Origin of the sequence: Streptomyces viridiviolaceus, from assembly GCF_014650995.1 — a bacterium.
Taxonomy (GTDB): Bacteria; Actinomycetota; Actinomycetes; order Streptomycetales; family Streptomycetaceae; genus Streptomyces; species Streptomyces viridiviolaceus.
In genome coordinates this window covers 1-21219 of the sequence record NZ_BMWA01000055.1, presented here as the reverse complement: position 1 = coordinate 21219, position 21219 = coordinate 1, and the positions used below count along the sequence as shown (strand labels likewise).

The following is a 21219-nucleotide window of genomic DNA, read 5'->3' as shown; positions in this document are numbered from 1 at the left end:
CACCAGCCACTACAAACGACGCGGACACAGCCCCTGACCTTGCCATCAGTCACGGCAAGCACCGTTGCAGTACTAGGTCGTGTCTGACAAATGATCTCTGCGGAGCTTCGGTGTCCGAGGCTAAGGAGGGGCCATGGGGATTGAACTGGAGCTGCACTCGGGGCGGCCCACGCGCAAGGGGTCGTCCCGGGAGACCTTGCTGCGGGGGTCTTACGAGCACGGTGAAGCGTTGGCCAGGGCGCTGAGCACGCTCGACCGGCACGGCTCGGGCAAACTCGGCTGGGTGGATCCATATGGCGAAACGCTGTTCAACGAGCAGGAAGCCCAAGTCGCCCGTCAGGAAGTCGCCGCCCTGACACAGCGGTGTACTGACGGGCAGCAGAAGGCGGCTCTGCTTGTCCTTGCCGAGCTTCTTGAAGCGTGTGCGGCGACGCCTGGCAGCTACTTGTGGTTCATGGGTGACTAGCCATACCTGATCATTCATCTTGTGGTGGGTCGGTGAGAGCTGACGGATACGGGCGTGGGAGCGGATAGCTCCGCTGCTGCCACGTGTTGATGGTCGCGGGCGGCCGTGGCGGGATCATCGCCAGGTGGTGAACGGTGTGCTGTGGCGATTGCGGACCGGGGCACCCTGGCGTGACCTGCCCGAGCCGTATGGCCCGTGGTAAACCGTCAACGAACGCTTCGCCCGCTGGGAGACGGACGGAACCTGGACGAGGCTGCTGGAGAATGTGCAGGTCAAAGGTGATGCGGTGGGCGCGCTGGAGTGGACCGTGTCGGTGGACTCCGCGATCAACCGTGCTCACGGAGCCCGCAAAAAGGGGCACCGACGCGGGACGAACTGGAAGATCCGCCACATCAGACGCCTGGCCAGGCGCTTGGCCGGACCCGTGGTGGGCTGACCACCAAGGTCCACCTCGCAGCGGAGGGCGGCGGCCTGCCTCTGGCCATCGTCGTCACCCCGGGCAACGTCAACGACTCCACGGTGTTTGACACGTTGCTGGACGCGGTACGAGTGCCTCGCCTGTCCGCAGGCCGACCCCGTCGCAGGCCGCAGACAGTCATCGCCAACAAGGCGTATTCCTCACGGGCCATCCGGACTGGGTTACGGCGGCGCGGCATCCGAACGGTCATCCCTGAACGGGCCGACCAGATCGCCAACCGAAAGCGCCGAGGATCGGCCGGCGGGCGGCTGCCGGCCGTCGATGCAGAGCGGTACAAGGCCCGCAACGTGGTCGAACGCTGCTTCAGCAGGCTCAAGCAGTTTCGGGCCGTGGCCGGAGCGAAGAACACGAAGGCCCTGACCGATCGCGCTCGTAGCACCGGGAATCAGCAAGGTCAGTGGCTAGATAATGACGCCGCTGCGGAGTACCTGAAGGGGCTCCATGTCGAAGGAGCCGGACCCGGATCGGTGCGCATTCCGGATGGGTTGGGGCAGGTGATCATGCCGGATGGGAGTATCGTCCAAGCGCGGGGGCCACCATCGTCCCGAGTCCAAATGGGCTGTACAAGACGGGATTCCCGATCATTGGTCCGAACTAGGAGGCTGAAGAGATGGGCTTCTCTGTGTCGTTCAATCCGGCCGTGCCGTCTGGTGCTGCGGCTCCTGCTTCGGCGAGTCTGGAACCGGATGACGATTACGAAACCCTGGTCATGGAGGCGTGTAGCGTCCTCGCTGACGCTGGGGGCAACACATTCCACATTGGCGGCTTCGGCATTGATGAGTGGCCGCTCGATGTCGCGTATGACTTGTCTGCCTTCATGGAGCAGCTCCCGTCGCTTCTGATGGGTGTGCGCGACCGTCGCGAAGTCGAGGTGGACCTCTACTCGCAAGGTGTCGAGAGAATTTTGACTTTCCGCCCAAGCGGGGATGTCGTGATGATTCACTGCGATTCGCGGACCAACTGGGTTCCGCACCCAGAGCGCGAGAGCATTGAACAGAGTGAGCTAGTCGCGATGCCGAAGACTTCGCCCGAGGGTTGAAGGCGATCAATTCCGAACTGTCGGAGGTCGCGCCATTCGAACGTTGGCTGGAGGGTGAGGTGTAGCTTCGCTGCCCGATCCCACAACCCACCCGGTAGGTGTGGTGGGACGGGTTCTGGCCGCAGTGCCGCAGTACCCAGTCCTGCGGATCTTCCGCTCGGCGGGCAGAGCGTCGTGATCCGGCTGACGGTCCGGCGTTTCATCTGCGGCGCTGGCGGCTGCCCGCGTCGTACGTTCGCCGAGCCGTTCGCTCAGCTGACCGCCCCATACGCGCGCTTCACCACGCGACTCGACCACGCGTCGTCCGTGCCGGTGCAGCCGGCCGTCAGGGCCAGGAGCACCCCGGCGATGGCACAGACCGTACCTCGAGGCCGATTGGTGCCCATTATCCCGCCGGATCCGCCGGTGGGCCGGCCGTGTCGGCGTCACGCCTCCCGGGCCGGGCCCGTGCTGTCCCGTTCGATCAGACGGGGCACCGGCACGCGGACCGTGCGGGCCGGGCCGCCGTCCAGCAGGGCGGTCAGCTCGCGGGCCGCCGTGCGGCCGAACGCCACGCTGTCCCGGGACAGCGCGGACAGCCATGGCTTGACCATGCGGCACAGCGCCGAATCCTCCCAGGCGACCACCGACACGTCCGCCGGTACCGAGAAGCCGAGTTCGGCCGCGGCGGCGACACCGGCGACGGCCATCACATCGTTGTCGTAGATCAGGGCGGTCGGGGGAGTGGCGGTTTCCAGGACGCGGCGCGTGACGGCCACGGCCGCCGAATCCGAGTAGTCGGTTGTCACCGACAGCACCTCGGTCAGTCCGCGCCGCTCCGCCTCGGCGCGCAGGGTGCGGATCCGCCGCTCGGTGTGCGCGAGCCCCGACAGGCCCGCGATGTGCACGATCCGGCGGTGCCCGAGCTGGTACAGCCCGCCCACCACCGAGGCCATGGCGCCCGCGTCGTCCGCCCACACCGTGGACATCCCCGGGTGGCGTTCGTCCGGGGCACCGCCGATCACCACGGCGGGCAGGCCGAGCTCGTCCAGCAGATGCGGCCGTGGGTCGTCGGTGCGCGGGTCGACCACCAGTACGCCGTCCACCCGGTGCTCGGCCCACCAGCGCCGGTACACCGCGCACTCGTCCTCGACGTCCTCCACCACCTGGAACAGCAGCCCGAGATGACGCTCCGCCAGCACCTCCTGGATGCCCGAGACGAGCTGCAGGAAGAAGGAGTCCACGCCGAGGGTGTGCGCGGGCCGCGCCAGGACGAAGCCGACCGTCGCCGAGCCTTCACCGGACAAGGCGCGCGCCGCCGTGCTGGGCCGCCAGCCCAGTTGCTCGGCGACCCGGCGGACCCGGTCCCGGGTCACCTCGGACACGCCCGGTCTGCCGTTGAGCGCGAAGGACACCGCGCTCTCGGAGACCCCGGCCCGCAGGGCGATGTCCTTCATCGTCGGCCGACGCGCGGCGGGCCGCTTGGCAGGCATGATCGCCTCTTTCTCGGGGTGGACTAATGCGCTTGAGCAGCAGGAGCCTAAAGCGCATTAGTCAACCCCGTCAACATTCCCAACTGATGCGCTGTGACCTGCACTAATGCTCGGTGGATGACTTTAGTTACGGCGAATCCATTGACTTTCCCGCAATGTGCCCGGCATGGTCGGCGGCATCCATCCTCCGACGCTGCCCAGGGAGACGTGTCACCGTGCCCACCTCGCGCAGAACATTCGCCGCCGTCGCCGTCGCCGCCCTTCTCATGCCGATCACCGCCTGCGGCTCCGGGGGTGACGGCGGCGGCTCGGCCGACGCCTCCGGCAAGGTCGAGGGCGAGATCACCTTCCAGACCTGGAACCTGAGGGCCAACTTCAAGGACTACTTCGAGGACGTGATCGCCGCCTTCGAGGAGAAGTACCCGGACACCCACGTGAAGTGGGTCGACCAGCCCGCCGAGGGCTACGCCGACAAGATCAGCGCCGACGCGGCCGGCGGCACGCTCCCGGACGTCGTCAACGTCTCCCCGGACCTGGTCGCCCCGCTCGCCAAGGCGGGCCTCGCGCTCGACCTCGACAAGGCTGCGGCGAAGTACGAGAAGGAGTACCTGCCCGGCGCCTGGGCCAGCCATCAGGTACCGGGCATGGAGGGCACGTACGCCTTCCCCTGGTACCTCAACACCGGCCCGCTGTTCTACAACAAGTCCCTCTTCGAGAAGGCCGGGCTCGACCCGAACAAGCCGCCGAAGACCTACGGCGAACTCTTCGACCAGGCCCTGCAGATGGCCGAGAAGACCGACGGCAAGGTCGCCACCCTCGCCAACGTGCCCACCATCGAGGACTTCGGCCGCTACGGCGTCCCGCTGATGAACAAGGAGGGCACCGCCTTCACCTTCAACGACGCCCAGGGTGTCGAACTCCTCGCCAAATACAAGAAGTTGTACGACGCCAAGGCCCTGGACCCGCAGGCGCTCACCGCCACCCCCGAGTCCTCCGGCAAGAAGTTCCTCACCGGCGCCGTCGCCATGAACCCCGGCAGCGCGCTCGACCTGGCCAACTTCAAGAAGCAGGCGCCCAGCCTCTACAAGAACATCGGTATCACCGACCAGATCACCAGCACCGGCCACGTCAACATGTACGTGATGGGCGTGATGGTCAACGCGCAGACCAAGCGCACCCCGGCCGCCGTCGCCTTCGCGCACTTCGTCACCGACTCCGCCCGCCAGATGTCGTTCGCCCAGCGGGTCGCCATCTTCCCGTCCACCGCCGGTTCGCTGGACAAGCCGTACTTCACCCAGGAGGACGGCACCGACGAGACTCGGGTGCGGGTGGCCGCCGCCAAGTCGCTGAAGTCGGCCGTCAACTACACGCCGGTGCTGTTCAGCGAGCAGATGAAGACCGCGCTGCGCAACGAGGTCGCCAAGGCACTGCAAGGCAAGGAGAGCCCGAAGGAAGCTCTCGACAACGCTGTCAACGCCTGCAACCGGCTTCTCCAGCAGCAGGGGTAACGCACCATGGCCACCACCTCCACCGTCTCCCGGGTGCGGCGCCAACTGCCGACCAGCCCCTGGCTGTTCGCCGCACCCGGACTGCTGATCACCGGCGCGTTCATCCTCTACCCATTCGTCTCCACGCTGATCAACTCCTTCACCGACCGGCGCACCCTGGTCCCGGGCGAGTTCGTGGGCCTCGCCAACTTCCGCGAGCTGCTGCACGACGACATGTTCTGGATCGGTCTGCGCAACAGCACGCTCTACGTCCTCGGAGTGGTGCCTGCACTGATCCTGCTGCCGCTCCTGCTCGCGCTGCTGGTGCAGAAGGCCATCCCCGGCATCACCTTCTTCCGGTCCGCCTTCTACACCCCGGTCGTCGCCTCGATCGTCGTGGTCGGCCTGATCTGGGTGTGGCTGCTGGACGACCGCGGACTGGTCAACGCGGTCCTGGAGACGGTGGGGGTGGGCCGGATCGGTTTCCTCAGCGATCAGTGGCTGCTCCTGCTGAGCGCCATGGCCGTAACGGTGTGGAAGGGCCTCGGCTACTACATGATCATTTATCTGGCGGCGCTCGGGAACGTGCCGCGTGAACTGCACGAGGCCGCCGCCGTGGACGGAGCGGGCGCGATCCGCCGCTTCGTCAGCGTCACCGTGCCCGCCGTACGCTCCACCATGGTGCTCGTCGGCGCGCTCTCCTCGGTCGCCGCGTTCAAGGTGTTCTCCGAGGTCTATCTGCTCGCCGGACCGAGCGGCGGCCCCGCCGGTGAGGACACCACCCTCGTGATGCTGGTGCAGCGCACCGGCACCGGACTGACCGGTCGGGTCGGCTACGCCTCCGCGATCTCCGTCGTCGTCTTCGTCGTCACCGTCGCCCTGATGCTGCTGGTGCTGCGCGCCGACCGCCGGGAGGAGTCATGAGCGTCATCGAGAAGGCGCCCCGGCCGGTCACCGAGACGCCGGCGGCTCCCCGCGGACCCCGGATCGCCGACGAGCACGGCCGTCGCGTACGGATCTGGGAACTCGCCCTGCGATACGTCCTGCTGCTCGCCGTCCTCGCCCTGACCATCGGCCCGTTCCTGTGGCAGCTCTCCACCTCCCTCAAGGGACCGACCGAGGACATCTACAGCTCGCCGCCGAGGTTCCTGCCCGGCGACCCCACCCTGCACAACTACGAGCGGGTCGCCGACACCATCCCCGTCTGGGACTACGCCCTCAACTCCCTGAAGGTCGCCGTCGCCAACGTCGTCACCAACTGCGTCGGCGCCGCGCTCGCCGGCTACGCGCTCGCCCGGCTGCGCTACCGGGGCCGGCGCGTCGCCACCCTGGTGTTCATCCTGGCGATGCTCGTGCCCGTCGAGGGCATCATCATCGCCCAGTTCACCACCATGCGGGAGCTGGGCCTCAACAACACCCTGATCGGCGTGGTCCTGCCCGGCTGCATCAGCGCCCTCAACGTGCTGCTGATGCGCAACGCCTTCCTCAACCTGCCCTACGAGATCGAGGAGGCCGCGTTCGTCGACGGCGCCAACGTCTGGCAGCGCTTCCTGCGTATCGCCCTGCCGTCGGTCAAGGGCACCCTCGCCGTCGTCGCGATCTTCGCCTTCATGGGCGCCTGGGACGACTTCCTGTGGCCGCTCATCGTGCTCAGCGACCCCTCCAAGTTCACTCTCACCATCGGCCTCAACTATCTGCACGGCACCTTCGCCAACGACGAACGCCTCGTCGCCGCGGGCACGATCATCGCCGTCGCCCCGCTGATCGCCCTGTTCGCCTGCCTCCAGCGGTACTTCTTCCGCGGGGTCGGCGAGGGCGCCGTGAAGGGCTGAACCACCACTTGGAACGCAAGGACACCGCATGCCTCCTGCCGTGCGCTTCGGCGTCAACTACACCCCCAGCGAAGGGTGGTTCCACCACTGGCTCGACTTCGACCCGGACTCCGTGCGGGCCGACCTCGACTCCATCGCCGCACTCGGCCTGGACCACATCCGGGTCTTCCCGCTGTGGCCCTACTTCCAGCCGAACCGCGCGCTGATCCGGCCCCGGGCCGTCGAACAGCTCCTCACCGTGGTCGACGCCGCCGCCGAACGCGGGCTCGACGTCAACGTCGACGGGCTGCAAGGGCACCTGAGCAGTTTCGACTTCCTGCCCGCCTGGACCCGCACCTGGCACCGGCGCAACCTCTTCACCGACCCCGACGTCCTCGCCGGCCAGGCCGCCTACCTGCGCACCCTCGCCGCAGCCCTCGCCGACAGGCCCAACTTCCTCGGCATGACCCTCGGCAACGAGGTCAACCAGTTCTCCGCGGGCCCGCACCCGGACCCGGACCGGGCGACGCCGGCGCAGATCGACGCCTGGCTGGAGCGGATGCTCGCCGCCTGCGAGGAGGGCGCGCCCGGCCGACTGCACCTGCACGCCGAGTACGACGCCACCTGGTACCAGGACGACCAGCCCTTCACCCCCGCCCAGGCCGCCCGCCTCGGTGCCGTGACCGCCGTGCACTCCTGGGTCTTCAACGGCACCGCCCAGCGGCACGGCCGCAGCTCCGTCCCCACCGAGCACCACGCCGCGTATCTCATCGAGCTGAGCAAGGCCTGGGCCGGCGAACCGCACCGGCCGGTCTGGCTCCAGGAGGTCGGCGCCCCCGCCCCCCTGATCCCGCCCGGCCACGCCTCCCGCTTCACCGAGGCGACCGTCACCAACGCCCTGGACTGCCCCGACCTGTGGGGCATCACCTGGTGGTGCTCCCACGACGTCTCCCGCGACCTCGTCGACTTCCCGCAACTGGAGTACGGGCTCGGCCTGCTGACCAACGACCGCAAGCCGAAGGACCTGGCACGGGTGCTCGCCGACGCGGCGCGGGAACGCAGACACGCCGCACCCGCGCCCCGCACCACGGCACTCGTCGTCCCCGCAGACCCGTCCGCCCGCTCCCGCTGCGCCCCCGGCGGCCCCGTCTTCGACGCCTTCTTCCGGCTGGTCGCCGACGGCGCCCGCCCCACCACCGTCCTCGACACCCGCGCCGATGACCGCGACCACCTCGCCGCCCGCTCCATCACCACCGTGCTCACCCCCGACCAGGTACTCCCTCTCCCACAAGGACCCCACGGAGGCACCCGCTCGTGAACCCCACCAGACGCACCGTGCTGCTCGCCGCGACCACGGCCGCCCTGTCACCCGCGCTGCCCGCCGTGGCGGCCCCGAAGAAGCAGGCCGCGCCGCTCCAGCCGTACGCCGCCTACTGGTACCCCGACTCCCTGCCCTCCGGCACTCCCGGCGAGGGCATCACCTGGCGCAGCCTGAAGTCCTGGCGCGCCGACCGGGACCCCGACCTCGCCTTCAACGCGGCGTCCGTGCCGCTCGCCCGCCGCTTCACCCCCACACCGGCGAATCCGACGGCCCGCGCCGGCCAGGCCCGCATCCAGTCCCTGGTGTCCTTCGGCACGACCGCGAGCAACCCCTCGCAGGGCTCGCCCACCGCCGACTACTACGCCCTCACCCACTGGGCGTACATCGACGAACTGGTCTTCTGGGGCGGCTCGTCCGGCGAGGGTCTGATCCTCGCCCCCAACGCGCCGATCGTGGACGCCGCCCACCGGCACGGCGTACCCGTCCTCGGCAACATCTTCCTGCCGCCGGCCGCCTACGGTGGACAGCTGCAGTGGACGGGGGACCTGGTGCAGCGGGACTCCGCCGGACGCCATCCGCTCGCCGAGCGGCTCGTGGCCGTGGCGCAGGCGTACGGCTTCGACGGCTGGTTCGTCAACGCCGAGACCGGCGGCGGAGACCCCGCCCTCGGCGCCGCCATGCTCTCCTTCCTGCGCGAGCTGAAGACGCGCGCCGCCGCCAAGGGGCAGCGGGTGACCTGGTACGACTCGATGACCGTCGACGGGGCCGTCAGCTGGCAGGGCGCGCTGAACGACCGCAACCGGGCGTTCTTCGAGACGGCCGACGACATGTTCGTCGACTTCCGCTGGACCCCCGACCGCCTCTCCTCCTCGGGCGACGAGGCCGAGCGGCTGGGTCGCAGCCGGTACGAGCTGTGGGCGGGCGTGGACGTGGAGGCGAACGGCTGGAACACCTCCGAGAACTGGGACGCGATCGTCCCCGCCGACCGTCCGCACGTCACGTCGATCGGCCTGTACCGGCCGGAGTGGACCCGCAACCACCTGCCCGCCGACCGGCGGACCCCGGCCGACTTCCACGCCGCCGACGACCGGTTCTGGACCGGTGCCTCGCTGGACCCGTCCCGGCCGGACGCCTCCGACCCCTGGCGGGCGCCCGCCGTCTCGGTCGCCGACCGGTCGACGGTCACCTCCGTGCCGTTCGCGACCGTGTTCAACACCGGGCACGGGCTGCGCTGGTACGAGAAGGGCGCCGTGACCTCGAAGGCGCCCTGGAACCACCTCGGGCTCCAGGACCGGCTGCCGTCGCGGCGGTGGGTGGTGCGCACCGACGGACGGCGGCCCGCCGTCGGCTTCGACTTCGCCGACGCCTGGCACGGCGGAAGCAGCGTCCTCGTCGACGGCGACCTCGACGCGCCGGTGACCGTGGACCTGTATGCGACGCGGCTGCCGATCACCGCCGGGACGGTTGTCGAGTTCACGCATCGGACGGATGCTGGGCGCGTGGACGTGGAGCTGGCCGTGGCCACCGCCGACCCCGAGGACCCGGGGGCGGCACCGCCGTACACGTATCTCCCGGTGAGCGGGGCCGGCAGCTGGCGGACCGTGACGGTCCCGCTCGACGGCCTGACCGGCACCCTGCACGCGATCGGTGTGCGGCTCACCGCGGAGGGGGGCCCGGTGCGCTGGCGGCTCGGGCATCTCGCCCTCCGCGCCACGGCGCCCTCGACGCCCGCCGCCCCCACCGCCCTGCGCATCACCGGCGCCCGCGGCGGCGATCTGCGGTTCGCTTGGAGGCCGGCGCGTGGCGCGGTGCGGCACTACACCCTGCACCGCGTCCTGCCCGACGGCACCCGCCGCTTCCTCGGCGGCACCTGCCAGCGCGCCTACTTCGCCGGCGGGCTGAGACCCGAGCAGGGCGAGCGCGCCGCGCGGTTCGAACTGCGTGCGGTGGGGGAGCTGTATTCCTCGTCGGACGCCGTCACCGTGACCCACCCCTGGTAACCACCCGCACCCACCCACGGAGCATCCCTTATGCATGACGACCGCGCCCTGGTCGAAGCCCGCCTCAAGCGTGTCCTCGACGAGCGCATCCGCCCCGCCGTGTACCCCGAGTCCGTGCCACTGGACGTGGCGGTCTGGCACGCGCCCGGCGAGCCCGTGCCGGTCGCCGAGGGACTGGCGGCCGAGCCCGAGCCCATCGCGGTGGGCGCCCGCTGGGGCGCTCCGTGGGGCACCAGCTGGTTCCGGGTCAGCGGGACCGTCCCCGAGGCGTGGGCCGGGAGGACCGTCGAGGCGGTCCTCGACCTCGGCTTCGACGAGAACATGCCCGGCTTCCAATGCGAGGGCCTCGTCTACCGGCCCGACGGCACCCCGGTGAAGGGACTCAACCCGCGCAACCAGTGGGTGCGCATCGGCGCGCCCGTCGAGGGCGGCGAGGAGGTGCGCCTGCACATCGAGGCCGCCTCCAACCCCGTCATTCTCGACTACCACCCCTTCGTGCCGACGCAGCTCGGCGACAAGGACACCGCCGGCAGCGACCCGCAGTACACCCTCGCCCGCATGGATCTCGCCGTGCTTGACGAGACCGTGTGGCAGCTGGTGATCGACCTGGAGGTGCTCGGCGAGCTGATGGCCGAGCTGCCGGTGGAGTCGCCGCGCCGCTGGGAGATCCTGCGGGCCGTGGACCGGGCGCTGGACGCGGTCGACCTCCAGGACGTGGGTGGCACGGCTGAGCAGGCCCGGTCCCGCCTCACCGAGGTCCTGTCCGCGCCCGCCGTGCCCTCCGCGCACCGCATCAGCGCCGTCGGGCACGCGCACATCGACTCGGCGTGGCTGTGGCCGCTGCGCGAGACCGTGCGCAAGGTCGCCCGGACCACGTCCAACATGACGGCCCTGCTGGAGGACGAGCCGGACTTCGTCTTCGCCATGTCCCAGGCCCAGCAGTGGGCGTGGGTGAAGGAGCACCGGCCCGAGGTGTGGGCCCGGGTGAAGAAGGCGGTGGCGGACGGGCGGTTCGTGCCGGCCGGCGGGATGTGGGTGGAGTCGGACACCAACATGCCCGGCTCGGAGGCGATGGCCCGGCAGTTCGTGCACGGCAAGCGGTTCTTCCTCGACGAGTTCGGCATCGAGAACGACGAGGCCTGGCTGCCGGACACCTTCGGCTTCGCCGCCGGACTCCCGCAGATCATCAAGGCGGCGGGCTCCAAATACCTGCTGACGCAGAAGATCTCCTGGTCGCAGACGAACAAGTTCCCGCACCACACCTTCCAGTGGGAGGGCGTCGACGGCACCCGAATCTTCACGCACTTCCCGCCCGTCGACACCTACAACTGCTCCATGAAGGGCGGCGAGATCGCCCACGCGGCCCGCAACTTCAAGGACAAGGGCGTCGCCCGGCACTCCCTGGCCCCCACCGGCTGGGGCGACGGAGGCGGCGGCACCACACGGGAGATGGTCGCCAAGGCGGCCCGCCTCAGGAACCTGGAAGGTTCGGCGACCGTCACCTGGGAGACCCCGGCGGAGTTCTTCGAGAAGGCCGCCGCCGAGTATCCCGAGCCGCCGGTCTGGGTCGGCGAGCTGTACCTCGAACTGCACCGCGCCACCCTCACCAGCCAGGCCAAGACCAAGCAGGGCAACCGCCGCAGCGAGCACCTGCTCGGGGAGGCCGAGCTATGGGCGGCGACGGCGGCCGTCCGTACCGGATTCCCGTACCCGTACGAGGAGTTGGACCGGATCTGGAAGACGGTGCTGCTGCACCAGTTCCACGACATCCTGCCCGGTTCGTCCATCGCCTGGGTGCACCGGGAGGCCCGTGCCACCTACGACCGGATCGCCGCCGAGCTGAACGGCATCATCGACGCCGCCCAGCGCGCCCTGGCCGGCGAGGGCGACACTCCGCTCATCTTCAACGCCGCCCCGCACCCCCGCGCGGGCGTCCCGGCGGGCGGCGCTGCAGCCGCGACCGGGCAGGGGAGCACCGAGCCGTCCGCGCGCCCCGGCGGCGGGTACGTCTTGGACAACGGGCTGGTGCGGATCGAGATCGACGAGCGCGGGCTGGTCGTCTCCGCCCACGACATCGAGGCCGACCGCGAGACCGTCGCCCCCGGCGGGGCCGGCAACCTCCTCCAGCTCCACCCGGACTTCCCGAACATGTGGGACGCCTGGGACGTCGACGAGTTCTACCGCAACACCGTCACCGACCTGACCGGCGCCGACGAGGTCACCACCACCGGGGACGGCGTCCGGATCGTGCGGTCCTTCGGCGACTCCCGCGTCACCCAGGTGCTGTCGCTGGCGGCGGGGGAGCGGCGGCTGGAGGTGGACACCGAGGTCGACTGGCACGAGACGGAGAAGTTCCTCAAGCTTGCCTTCCCGCTCGACCTGCACGCCGAACGGTACGCGTCCGAGACGCAGTTCGGGCACTTCCACCGGCCCACGCACACCAACACGAGTTGGGAGGCGGCCAAGTTCGAGGCGTGCAATCACCGCTTCGTGCACCTGGAGGAGCCCGGCTGGGGCGTCGCGGTCGTCAACGACTCGACGTACGGCCACGACGTGACGCGCACCGTCCGCACCGACGGCGACCGCGGCACGACCACCACCGTGCGGGTCTCCCTGCTGCGCGCCCCGCGCTTCCCCGACCCCGAGACCGACCAGGGCGTGCACCGCTTCCGACACGCGCTGGTCGTGGGCGCCGGGATCGGCGACGCGGTGCGCGAGGGCTGGCGGATCAACCTGCCGGAGCGCAGGGTCACCGGCGCCGGGGAGGTCGCGCCGCTGGTGACGGTCGACCAGGACGCGGTCGTGATCACCGCCGTCAAACTGGCCGACGACGGCAGCGGCGACGTGGTCGTCCGCTTCCACGAGGCCCACGGCGGCCGCGCCCGTGCCACCCTCACCACCGGCTTCCCGGCCACCGGCGTACAGGTCACCGACCTGCTGGAGCGGCCACTGGCCGACACCGAGCCGCCCGCTCTCGACGGCGACCGGATCTCCGTACGGCTGCGTCCCTTCGAGTTGATGACCCTGCGGTTGCAGCGGGCCTGAGCTGCGGCGTGCGTGCCGTCTGCGCCAGGCGCGTGGGCGGCAGGTACTCCCGCACATACGTCCGTTCCCAGCACGCGCCCGTCTCCCGCAGCTCCCGCCACGTCGTGTGGCGGTAGCGGAAGAGACGGGCGCGGATGTACCGGGGCGGCGCGTCCGCCGGGAAGCGCGAAAGCGCCGAACCGTACAGAGGCGATAAGCCGCCCGGGCTTCGTCACGGTCGACGGGGCGGTGCCGTTTGCCTGCCATGCAGCAGTCGCCGGCGTGGACCTGCAGGGGCGGGCGCCGGGTGCCGGGTGCCGATGCCGAGTTCGACGATCCACTCCGGCGGCCGCGGCCGGTTGGTCCGGCCGCGCTCCTCTTCCGCCTGCCGCTGAAGGATCGCGGCGATCTTCGCGTCGATGCGCTGCACCCACATGACGTGCCACACCCGCAGCATCTGCAGGCGGTCCAGGTCGGGCGGCAAATCATCGAACACCCAACGGCTGCTGAGGGCTGGGGTCAGCGTTTGACGCGGCCGCGGACGGCCAGGACGGCGAGGCCGAGGAGAATGGGTTCGGCGATGCGGGAGGTCATCTCCGTGTAGGTGCCGGCGGTGGTGAGACTCTGGCCGGAGGAGCGGAAGACCACCGAGTTGATCACCACACGCAGAGCCTTCTCGAAGCGCTCGCTGGTGACGCGTTCGGACCACGGCCCCGTGGGATTGACCGGGTCGGGGGTGTCGGTGGTGAGCGTGACCTCCTGCCCGACGGCGGCCTGGCGGCCCGTGGTGGTCGGCTTCGGATCGGCTGCCGGCAGACCCCACAACAGCAGCGCCAGCAGGGTGGTGGTCATGGCACCCAGCAGCCAGGCCAGGGCTCGGGAGGCGCGCAGGCCGTAGCCGGAGACGGCCCAGTAGGCCGTCAGCAGCGCCCGTTCGGCCGGCGACCGGGTGGTGTCGTGGCGGCGCATCTCCATTTCGCCGTAGTAGAAGTCGGCCGCATCCGGCTCGTTCTTTCCGTCCTCCAGCGACTTGCGCGCTTGCCGGTACAGCGCTGCGAGTGCCGCCGGCCGCAGGACGGGAGTGTCCGCGGGTGGAGACGTCCAGCCTTGGGCCAGGGCAGCGGGAGCGCATTGCGCACGCCAGTGGTGTTCCTCGGCCAGCGTGCTTCGCCGGCCCCACCACCGGGGCAGCAACCGGTGCCAGTGGATACCGCCGGGGGTGTTGGCGAAAGTGCACCAACCGTCCACTCTCAGCTGGTCGAGATGGACGGCGCCGGCGAACCGGCAGTCTGTGAGATCGATGTCGTACAACGCCAGATGCGCTGCGTCCACCCCGTCGATGGATGTCAGACGTACGCCGGGGTCGTGACCGGACAGCAGTGTTTCCGGCAGCGGATCTCCTGGGCCGGATGAGAACGGTGTGGAACGGGCGGACACCGTCAGCGGGTACTCCAGCACCGCGTCTTTCAGATCCAGCTCCGCGTAGCGCAGATGCAGCGTGGCCGCCGATGCCCACCGGGTGCGGACACAGGTCACCGCAGGTGCGACTGCCTCTACGATCACCGGCACGGTGAACACCGCACCGTCCAACTGCAGTCTCCTCCCGCACGCCAACGGCCCCAACTGCGACTCGGCCTCGAAACGCGCCCCTTTGAACGAGGCGTCTCGGAACAACGCCCCCCGGAAAGAGGTCTCGCCGGCAAAGGCTGCCCAGCCGAAGTCGGCACCACCGTGGAAGTCCGAGTCATCGAACGAGGCGTCCCCGGTGAAGGTCGCCTCTTGGAAAAAGGCGCCTCCGGTGAAGGTCACTCCGAGGAATGAGACGTCCGAACCGAAGGTCACGCGTTCGAAGAAGACATCGCTGGTGAAAGTCACGCCGTCGAACGAGGTCGCGCCGGTGAAGGCCGCGCCTTCGAACGAGACGTCGCTGGGGAAGGTCATGTCGTCGAACCAGACGTCGCCGGTGAAGGTCGCGTGGTCGAACCGGACATCGCCCAAGAAGGGGAACCGGTTGTCCGGGGTGCACAAGGCCCGGAGCAACTGGCGAAGCAAGCCCGGGCTGAACGGAGTGCCGGTGTAGACGGCATCGGCACGAGAGGCCGGACCGGCCAGGTAGGCGTCGCGGTCGGCGTCAGCCAGGTGGGCGAGGCACGAGGTGTGGCCGGGAATGTGGATTCCGCGGCAGCCGACCGGATCCTCGGTTGTGGCGCCGTGGCCGCAGTACGGCCAGTCGGGTGGGGTCGGCGACGGTTCAGGGCTCGGACAGGTCATGCCTGAAGGACGAACGAGCACGGTCGGACAGTTGCCCGCTCCGCTTCCGGTGCTCAGGCGCCGGAACGGGGGCGGCCGTCACCGGCCGGTCCTGTCGTGGGCGTTGCCGTGCGGTGCCGGGCCCAACGGAAGCGGTCCGACCGGCGGCCACCGGCGAGAGCCTCGGCGTAGTGCCGGAGAACTTGCCTGCCCGGCCATCGCGGTCGTGGCAGTCCTCTGCCGAGGACGGTCCCGATCATCCCGATGACGGTAGGAGTGTGCTGTGGCCGGCACAGGAGCGGCCGAGCTACTGCTGGGCGTCATGGTCGTTCTGGCTGCTTCGGTGCAGTGGCTCACAGGCATGGGCTTCGCTCCCATCGCGGTCCCCGTGCTCGTTCTGATGCTCCCGCGCAGACTGCTCCCTCATCCGGCTACGGAGCCCAGCTGCTCAGCGGCCTGTCGTCCCGGCCCGAGGCTTGGCGGTGCTGGACGGCCTGGTCGCCGCCACCATGTTCACGATGGGCGGGGCTGCTGCCGGCGCCTGACCGCCCGGCGTTCCGCACCGCTTTGCGATCGTCGAGCTCCATCGCACCCGGGGCGCGCATCATCAAAGGGCGCGCATCATCAAAGGAGGGGAGACCATCGACGAGGAGTGGCGATGAGGTTGTCGTTCCTGGAACCCCTCTACGCGGAGCCGGGCCCGTTCGCCTCCGTGTACCTGGACACCTCCCGCAACGTCGAGCATCCCGACCGGGCGATCGCGCTGCGCTGGCGGCGTCTGCGCGAGAGTCTGTCCCGTCAGGGTTCGGACCGGGCGCTGCTGAACGCACTGGAGGAGGTGGTCGGCGCCGACACAGAGGTGCCGGGGGTGCACGGTCAGGCCATCTTCGCCGCCCACGGCACGCTCGTCCTGGACGGGGAGCTGCCCAGGCCGCCCGAGCACGACTCCGCGCGCTACAGCACCCTGCCGGATGCGATGCCCCTGGTCACCCAGCACCTTCCGGAGATCCCCTACATGGCCGTAGTCGTCCGCTACGGCGGCCTGCCGACCGCCGAGACCACCGGTTGGGTAACTCTGGAGGCGGAGACCGGCACCTGGCCCGCGTCCATCGTCACCCCGGGTGAGCGCATCCACTGCGGGGTCGTGGTGGCGACCTGGCACCGCACCTGCGTCCGGCTCGGTCACCTGCTGGACGAACGGGCGCGGCGCGCCCATGCCGACGCCGTCGTCGTGGGCGGGGACGAGTGGGCGTGCAACGTACTGATCCGCCGCCTGCCGCGCACCCTGCGGGACAAGGTCGTACGCGTGGGCGGCCGGACCCCCACCGACACAGGACGCGCCCTGTTGGAGCCGCAGCTCGACGGCGTCTTCCGCGGCCGCATGGCCGCGCACGACCGGGAACTCGTGGACACCTTCATCGGCCGACGTGCCCTGCACGGACCCATGACGGAGGGGCTGGCCGCCACCGTCGCCGCCCTCCAGCGCGGCCAGGCCGCGGCACTGCTGCTGAACCGACCGCCAGGGTCTTCGCTGCGGCTCTGGGCGGGCTCCCAGCCCACTCAGCTCGCCCTGACCGAGGCGGAGCTGATGTCCTTCGGCGTGCGGGCCCCGCGCGAGGAACGCGCCGACGAGGCCCTCGTCCGGACCCTCGTCGGCACTGGTGCCGAGCTGGTCGTCGTACCGGAGAGCGAGCTGAGGCTGTCCGAGGGCGTGGGCGCCCTGCTGCGGTACGCCGACGCGGGGACCCTGTCCTGACGCCGACGCGCTGCGCCTCCCGGATCACGGGTCGCCCCTTGCGACCGACCGCCCTGGATCGTGCCGTGCGCGGAACATGCCGACACTGGGCTAGAGCGGCAGCGCGGCGTGTGGCCAACCCGCTGCGGTACTCCCTGGAGCAGACGGGGCAGCGAGCACGATCACGCCGCGCGGCTCCTGGAACACACCACGAGCGGGGCCGCCGGCGCCCCCGCCACGGCCCCGCAGTCCGACGGCCCATGAAGGGACCCACGAGGACCTGGTCCGCGCGGTCCACGCCGTAGGCGTGACCGACGCCCGTCTCCTGGAGGCCGTACGGAGCGTCCTCCCCCCGGGCGGGGGCAGCCGTCCCTTCGTGCAGGTCGAGGTGCACCAGTGGGCCCGGGCAGCGTTGCCAACCCGATGCTCAAGCAGCCCAGCCAGGGCGGTGGCGAGGTCCGCGGCCTGCACGTCCGGCCGGCTGGTCTCAGGCGACCGGTGGCTGGAGACCGTGGACCGGCATGCCTTGGGGACGGACTACCAGGCTCAACACCGGCTGACAGCCGAGGACCCCCGCGCTCATGAGCGCGACCGAGCTCCGTGTCCGGCCGGCACCGCGGGCCCGGAGCAGTGCTGTGCCCGTCCTGCCGCACGGCAGTGCAGGGGCAATGAGTAGGGGCGGGAACATTGCCGCGGCCGGCTGTGTTGGGAGGAGCGTGGTTGTGAAGGGGACAGTGTCCCCGGGCCTCACCAATAGCCTGCAGGGACGATCGTTCGGCTGAAGCCCTGCAGAGCCTTTCGCCGCGAAGGCGACCGCCCTTCACGATCACGCACTCGGATCAGCTCCGCCCGGCATCGCCGGGCGGAGCTGATGCTGTCTCCCCGGCGCGTTACCGCGCTTGGTCTGGGTACGTTGCCCGGTCATGGACGACGACCAGCACAACATTGACCTCGACCGCCTCGACCTCGACGACATCGACTTCGCGCCGGTGGACACTACGAGCGCCTGGCGCTGCTGACGCTGGAGGAACATGACGCGCTGCGGCTGCCGGCGACGGTGGCGCCGGGATGGCGATCTTCTTCCGCGGCTGACCCAGGGGTGGTGATTCGCCCCGCCATCGGCGCCCCCACCGGACTTCGGTGGGGGCGTTTCGCCTGTGCGGCGTCGCGGGGCACCTTGCCGCCGGGCACTTCGGCGTACCGTGCTGATCGCCCTTGCCCGCAAGGAGAGGAGCGTGTCCCGCCGAGACTACGCACGCCGTGCCCCGGCGTACGGATCTTCGGGTGGGCCACGAGTCCGGGCAGGCGTGAGCCTCTCAGCTCATCGGCGCCGAGGCTGGTGGCGACGAACCAGCAGATGTCGGCGACGGGCCATGCGCCGGGGGACTCGCCCGGTCTGCTGTCGTCTCCGCAGTCCTCACTGGGGCTCGTCACCCGTGCCCGGGCCGACCCGGACGCGTGCGCGGGCTCGCTCACCTAAGATGATCTTCGCTCGTGCGGCCGGAGGCCGGGCGGACGGCGGCGGACGCCAGGGGGTGCCGCCGCACGGGGGTCGGGACATGTGCAGCTCTAGGGGGGCCGCTTGATGCCGGGAAGAGGACTTGTAGGGCCACTGGTGGCCCTGGCCGTAGTGCTGGGCGGGATCGGGGCGATCGTGGCCTGGTTCATGTCGGCCGAGGGCTATCTGCCGGGGGACGCCATGCTGCGGTCCTGGGAGGCCGCGGAGGACCGGAAGGTGGAGGTCGGGGCGGGCGACGACAACTGGGTCGTCGGCGACGTGGCCGTCCGCAGCCGCTACGACGCGGTGACCGGATTCGGGCTCACCGAGGGGCACGAGGGCAAGAAGCTCTGGGAGTACGTGCCGGCGGGCCGGAGCGAGATCTGCGGCACCGCGGAGCACGCGGGCAAGGGGGCCGTGCTCGTCCTCCAGCGAGGGGACGGCAGCGATGTCGCCGGGCGGTCTGGAACGGGATGCACGACGGTCCTGGCCCTGAACGCCGAGGACGGCCGGGAGCTGTGGAGGGAGGAGCAGAAGCCCCCGCGGGACGAGGACGGCAAGGAGGTCGACGTGAGCGCCCCGACTCTGGACGCGCGCGGTGACCTGGCCGTGGTGGCCCAGGACCGGCGCGGCACGGAATACGACGCGCAGGGCCGCCCGGTGAAGAAAGACGGCAAGCGTGGCGACGCCGTCCTGCGCGGCCTGGACCTGCGGACCGGCAAGCCCCGCTGGATAGCCGAGTTGCCCGACCGGTGCGGGCCGGAGAGCGTTTCCGTCGGCAAGAAGCGGGTGTTCGTTGTCCTTTCCTGTGGCGCCGGTGGACGTGACAGGCGTGAGGTCTCCGAGCTGACAGTGGCGAGGTTCGACCGTGCGACGGGTTCCCTGGAGTGGCACGTCCCGATCGACGCGAGGCGCCCCCTCGACCCGGCGACGAGAGTCTCCATCGAGTCGACCGACCCACTGGTGCTCGCGGTCGGAGAGTCCGACGAGAACGAGGAGGTCACGGGCCTGTTCGTCTCGTTCGACGAGAACGGGCGTCCGCGCCCCGCCATCGACTTCTCCCGCGGTGACGACGGCCTGATCGACGCGAACAGCCTGATGCAGACGGCGGTCGTCGGCGACCGGCTCTATGCGCTGGCCGGGTACTGGAGCAAGGGCAACCACCACACGGTCATCGCCTTTGACCTCAAGACCGGCGAGGAGGTCTGGGCGGAGGAGATGGGCGATCCGGCGGCGGCGATGACGGCGAGCGGCGACAAGGTCACGGTCCTGTGCGAGTGGTCCACCCAGTCCGAGGCGATCACCACGCTGATCGAGCTGGACGCCGGTGACGGCGACGAGACCGACGAGCGTCACTTCCGTGACCCGGTGCCGAGCCCGGTGAGCGCCATCTACGAGCACGACGGCCTGCTCGTCACCGCGGGCCGGGGTGGCGGCGCTCCGTTCATCGGCTACGAGCGGTGGTAACCGAAGGAGCCTAGGCCGTCCCGACCGTCTGGCCGGCCGCGCTCTTCCCGGAGGGCGCGGCCGCGGCAAGCGAAGCGGGAGCACCGCGAACCGGCCTGCGATGCCGGAGCCCGCGGAGCAGCCGGGCCAGCTCGTCGACCTGATGGCCGCCCTGCAGGAATCCGTGTCCAAGGCCAAGGCCGCCCGCGGCGAGGACACCGAAGCCGACATCCACGAGATGCCCGCCCCGAAGAAGACGGCGAAGAAGACACCCGCCAAGAAGACCGCGGCGAAGAAGACCACCACGAAGAAGACCACGCCCCGCAAGCCACGCCGCAGCGCCTAACCGTCGACGTAGCCGAGCTCCGTGTCCGGCCGGCACTGCGGACACGGCGCGATCCCGTCCGCGAGAGCCCGCCGCGCCTCGTCCCGCACGATGCCTTTGCTGCGTTTCCCGGCGTTCCAGCAGCCGCCGACGTGCACGTAGACGGGCGGGCTGTGCCCGTTGAGCCCATGTTCCAGGAGCCAGTCGGGCGCGGCCGGCCGGGCCGCGATGCCGCGCTGCCGCTCGGCTTCGCGGCGTTCTTCGTCGGCGATCCATCTCCGAGTGCGTTCCAGGTCGCGCAGCTGCACGCGCTCCAGGAAGCGGAGCAGTACGAGACGCGTCGGACCAGGATCGTTCACACGTTCGATTCTATGATTCCCTGACCACGCGGTCGTCCCGGGGTGGGTTGTCCTGTGACATCGAATCTTGAGCGCGCGCCAACGGAGTTTGAGTGACGCGGCTTGGGCGGCACCGCATCCAGCCGTCGGCGAGCCACGCAAGGGTGACCTCCTCCTCGCCGCGCCGCTTCTCTCACTCCTCGACGCCTCGGTCGGTGAAGTACACGGCGTGGGCGACGTACCAGCTACCGCCGTTTTGTGACGGCAGTGACCAGGAACTTCAGTATCTGGCGCGTGCCCGTCCAAGAGCCACGGTCACCGGCCAACCCCTCCCGCCAAGGTGCCCGATCACTAAGCTTCCCGGTCCTGTGCTGCGTCGGCGTCTGTGTGACCCTGCGCACTGTGTGACACAGGACAGTGGGTGTCCCTGTGACGTTCAGCGATGGCTGGCCATTCGTAGCGGTAGCTGGGCCTTGCGCTCCAGGGCTGGCGAGCCCGAGCACCTGCTGCGGGGGCCCGCGATCAGGAT

The 21219-nt window shown here is 70.1% G+C and carries 14 protein-coding genes and 2 pseudogenes; 12 read left to right on the top strand and 4 right to left on the bottom strand.

Translation table 11 applies throughout. From position 1 onward, the window contains the following. The first annotated feature begins 133 nt into the window (after positions 1-133). The 3 genes and pseudogenes from IE260_RS39985 (at position 134) to IE260_RS39975 (ending at position 1983) form a co-directional block, all read left to right on the top strand. Positions 134-466 carry a hypothetical protein gene (locus tag IE260_RS39985; protein WP_189880851.1) on the top strand — a complete coding sequence of 111 codons (333 nt, stop codon included), beginning with the start codon at positions 134-136 and terminating at the stop codon, positions 464-466. 46 nt (positions 467-512) lie between these two features. Continuing rightward, positions 513-1279 (top strand): annotated as a pseudogene (locus tag IE260_RS39980) (IS5 family transposase); the annotation flags it as partial. A 275-nt stretch (positions 1280-1554) separates the two neighbouring features. Then, the gene (locus IE260_RS39975; RefSeq protein WP_189880852.1) at positions 1555-1983 is read left to right on the top strand and encodes a hypothetical protein; all 429 of its coding nucleotides are present in this window, start codon (positions 1555-1557) and stop codon (positions 1981-1983) included. Positions 1984-2408: 425 nt separating this feature from the next. Here IE260_RS39975 and IE260_RS39970 read toward each other — a convergent pair whose 3' ends face one another. Beyond that, complete coding sequence (locus IE260_RS39970; RefSeq protein ID WP_189880850.1) at positions 2409-3455, bottom strand: LacI family DNA-binding transcriptional regulator; 1047 nt, start codon at positions 3453-3455, stop codon at positions 2409-2411. 215 nt (positions 3456-3670) lie between these two features. On the opposite strand from IE260_RS39970, the gene IE260_RS39965 reads away from it, so the two are divergent. The 6 genes from IE260_RS39965 to IE260_RS39940 are packed head-to-tail and all read left to right on the top strand — an operon-like array spanning position 3671 to position 13119. Continuing rightward, positions 3671-4963 (top strand): ABC transporter substrate-binding protein, encoded by a 1293-nt coding sequence (locus IE260_RS39965; RefSeq protein ID WP_189880849.1) that lies wholly within the window; start codon positions 3671-3673, stop codon positions 4961-4963. 6 nt (positions 4964-4969) lie between these two features. Then, the gene (locus IE260_RS39960; protein WP_189880848.1) at positions 4970-5866 is read left to right on the top strand and encodes a carbohydrate ABC transporter permease; all 897 of its coding nucleotides are present in this window, start codon (positions 4970-4972) and stop codon (positions 5864-5866) included. Further along, positions 5863-6774: a carbohydrate ABC transporter permease gene (locus tag IE260_RS39955; protein WP_189880847.1), complete on the top strand. Its 912-nt coding sequence runs from the start codon at positions 5863-5865 to the stop codon at positions 6772-6774. Before IE260_RS39960 ends, IE260_RS39955 begins: the two co-directional genes overlap by 4 nt. A 28-nt stretch (positions 6775-6802) precedes the next feature. Further along, complete coding sequence (locus tag IE260_RS39950) at positions 6803-8071, top strand: glycoside hydrolase 5 family protein (protein ID WP_189880846.1); 1269 nt, start codon at positions 6803-6805, stop codon at positions 8069-8071. Then, positions 8068-10074, top strand: coding sequence for an endo-beta-N-acetylglucosaminidase (locus IE260_RS39945; protein WP_189880845.1), 2007 nt, complete (start codon positions 8068-8070; stop codon positions 10072-10074). Before IE260_RS39950 ends, IE260_RS39945 begins: the two co-directional genes overlap by 4 nt. A 30-nt stretch (positions 10075-10104) precedes the next feature. Continuing rightward, on the top strand, positions 10105-13119 hold the full coding sequence (locus IE260_RS39940) for an alpha-mannosidase (protein ID WP_189880844.1): 3015 nt from the start codon (positions 10105-10107) through the stop codon (positions 13117-13119). 4 nt (positions 13120-13123) lie between these two features. On the opposite strand, the pseudogene IE260_RS39935 reads toward IE260_RS39940, so the two are convergent. Both IE260_RS39935 and IE260_RS39925 read right to left on the bottom strand, forming a co-directional pair. Continuing rightward, a pseudogene (locus IE260_RS39935) lies at positions 13124-13288 on the bottom strand (lipase maturation factor family protein); the annotation flags it as partial. 329 nt (positions 13289-13617) lie between these two features. Next, positions 13618-15369 carry a pentapeptide repeat-containing protein gene (locus IE260_RS39925; protein WP_189880842.1) on the bottom strand — a complete coding sequence of 584 codons (1752 nt, stop codon included), beginning with the start codon at positions 15367-15369 and terminating at the stop codon, positions 13618-13620. 637 nt (positions 15370-16006) lie between these two features. Between IE260_RS39925 and IE260_RS39920 the strand changes: the two genes are divergently transcribed. From IE260_RS39920 to IE260_RS39910, 3 genes are all read left to right on the top strand, one after another. Then, a complete protein-coding gene (locus IE260_RS39920; RefSeq protein WP_189880841.1) occupies positions 16007-17104 on the top strand; it encodes a baeRF2 domain-containing protein in 1098 nt (365 codons plus the stop codon). Between the two features lie 1594 nt (positions 17105-18698). Further along, positions 18699-20048: an outer membrane protein assembly factor BamB family protein gene (locus tag IE260_RS39915; RefSeq protein WP_189880840.1), complete on the top strand. Its 1350-nt coding sequence runs from the start codon at positions 18699-18701 to the stop codon at positions 20046-20048. A 100-nt stretch (positions 20049-20148) separates the two neighbouring features. Then, positions 20149-20373, top strand: a complete 225-nt coding sequence (locus tag IE260_RS39910) for a hypothetical protein (RefSeq protein ID WP_308434748.1) — start codon at positions 20149-20151, stop codon at positions 20371-20373. Here the strand turns inward: IE260_RS39910 and IE260_RS39905 are convergent. After that, positions 20370-20711 carry a DUF6233 domain-containing protein gene (locus IE260_RS39905; protein WP_189880839.1) on the bottom strand — a complete coding sequence of 114 codons (342 nt, stop codon included), beginning with the start codon at positions 20709-20711 and terminating at the stop codon, positions 20370-20372. The genes IE260_RS39910 and IE260_RS39905 overlap by 4 nt on opposite strands. Positions 20712-21219: the final 508 nt, after the last annotated feature.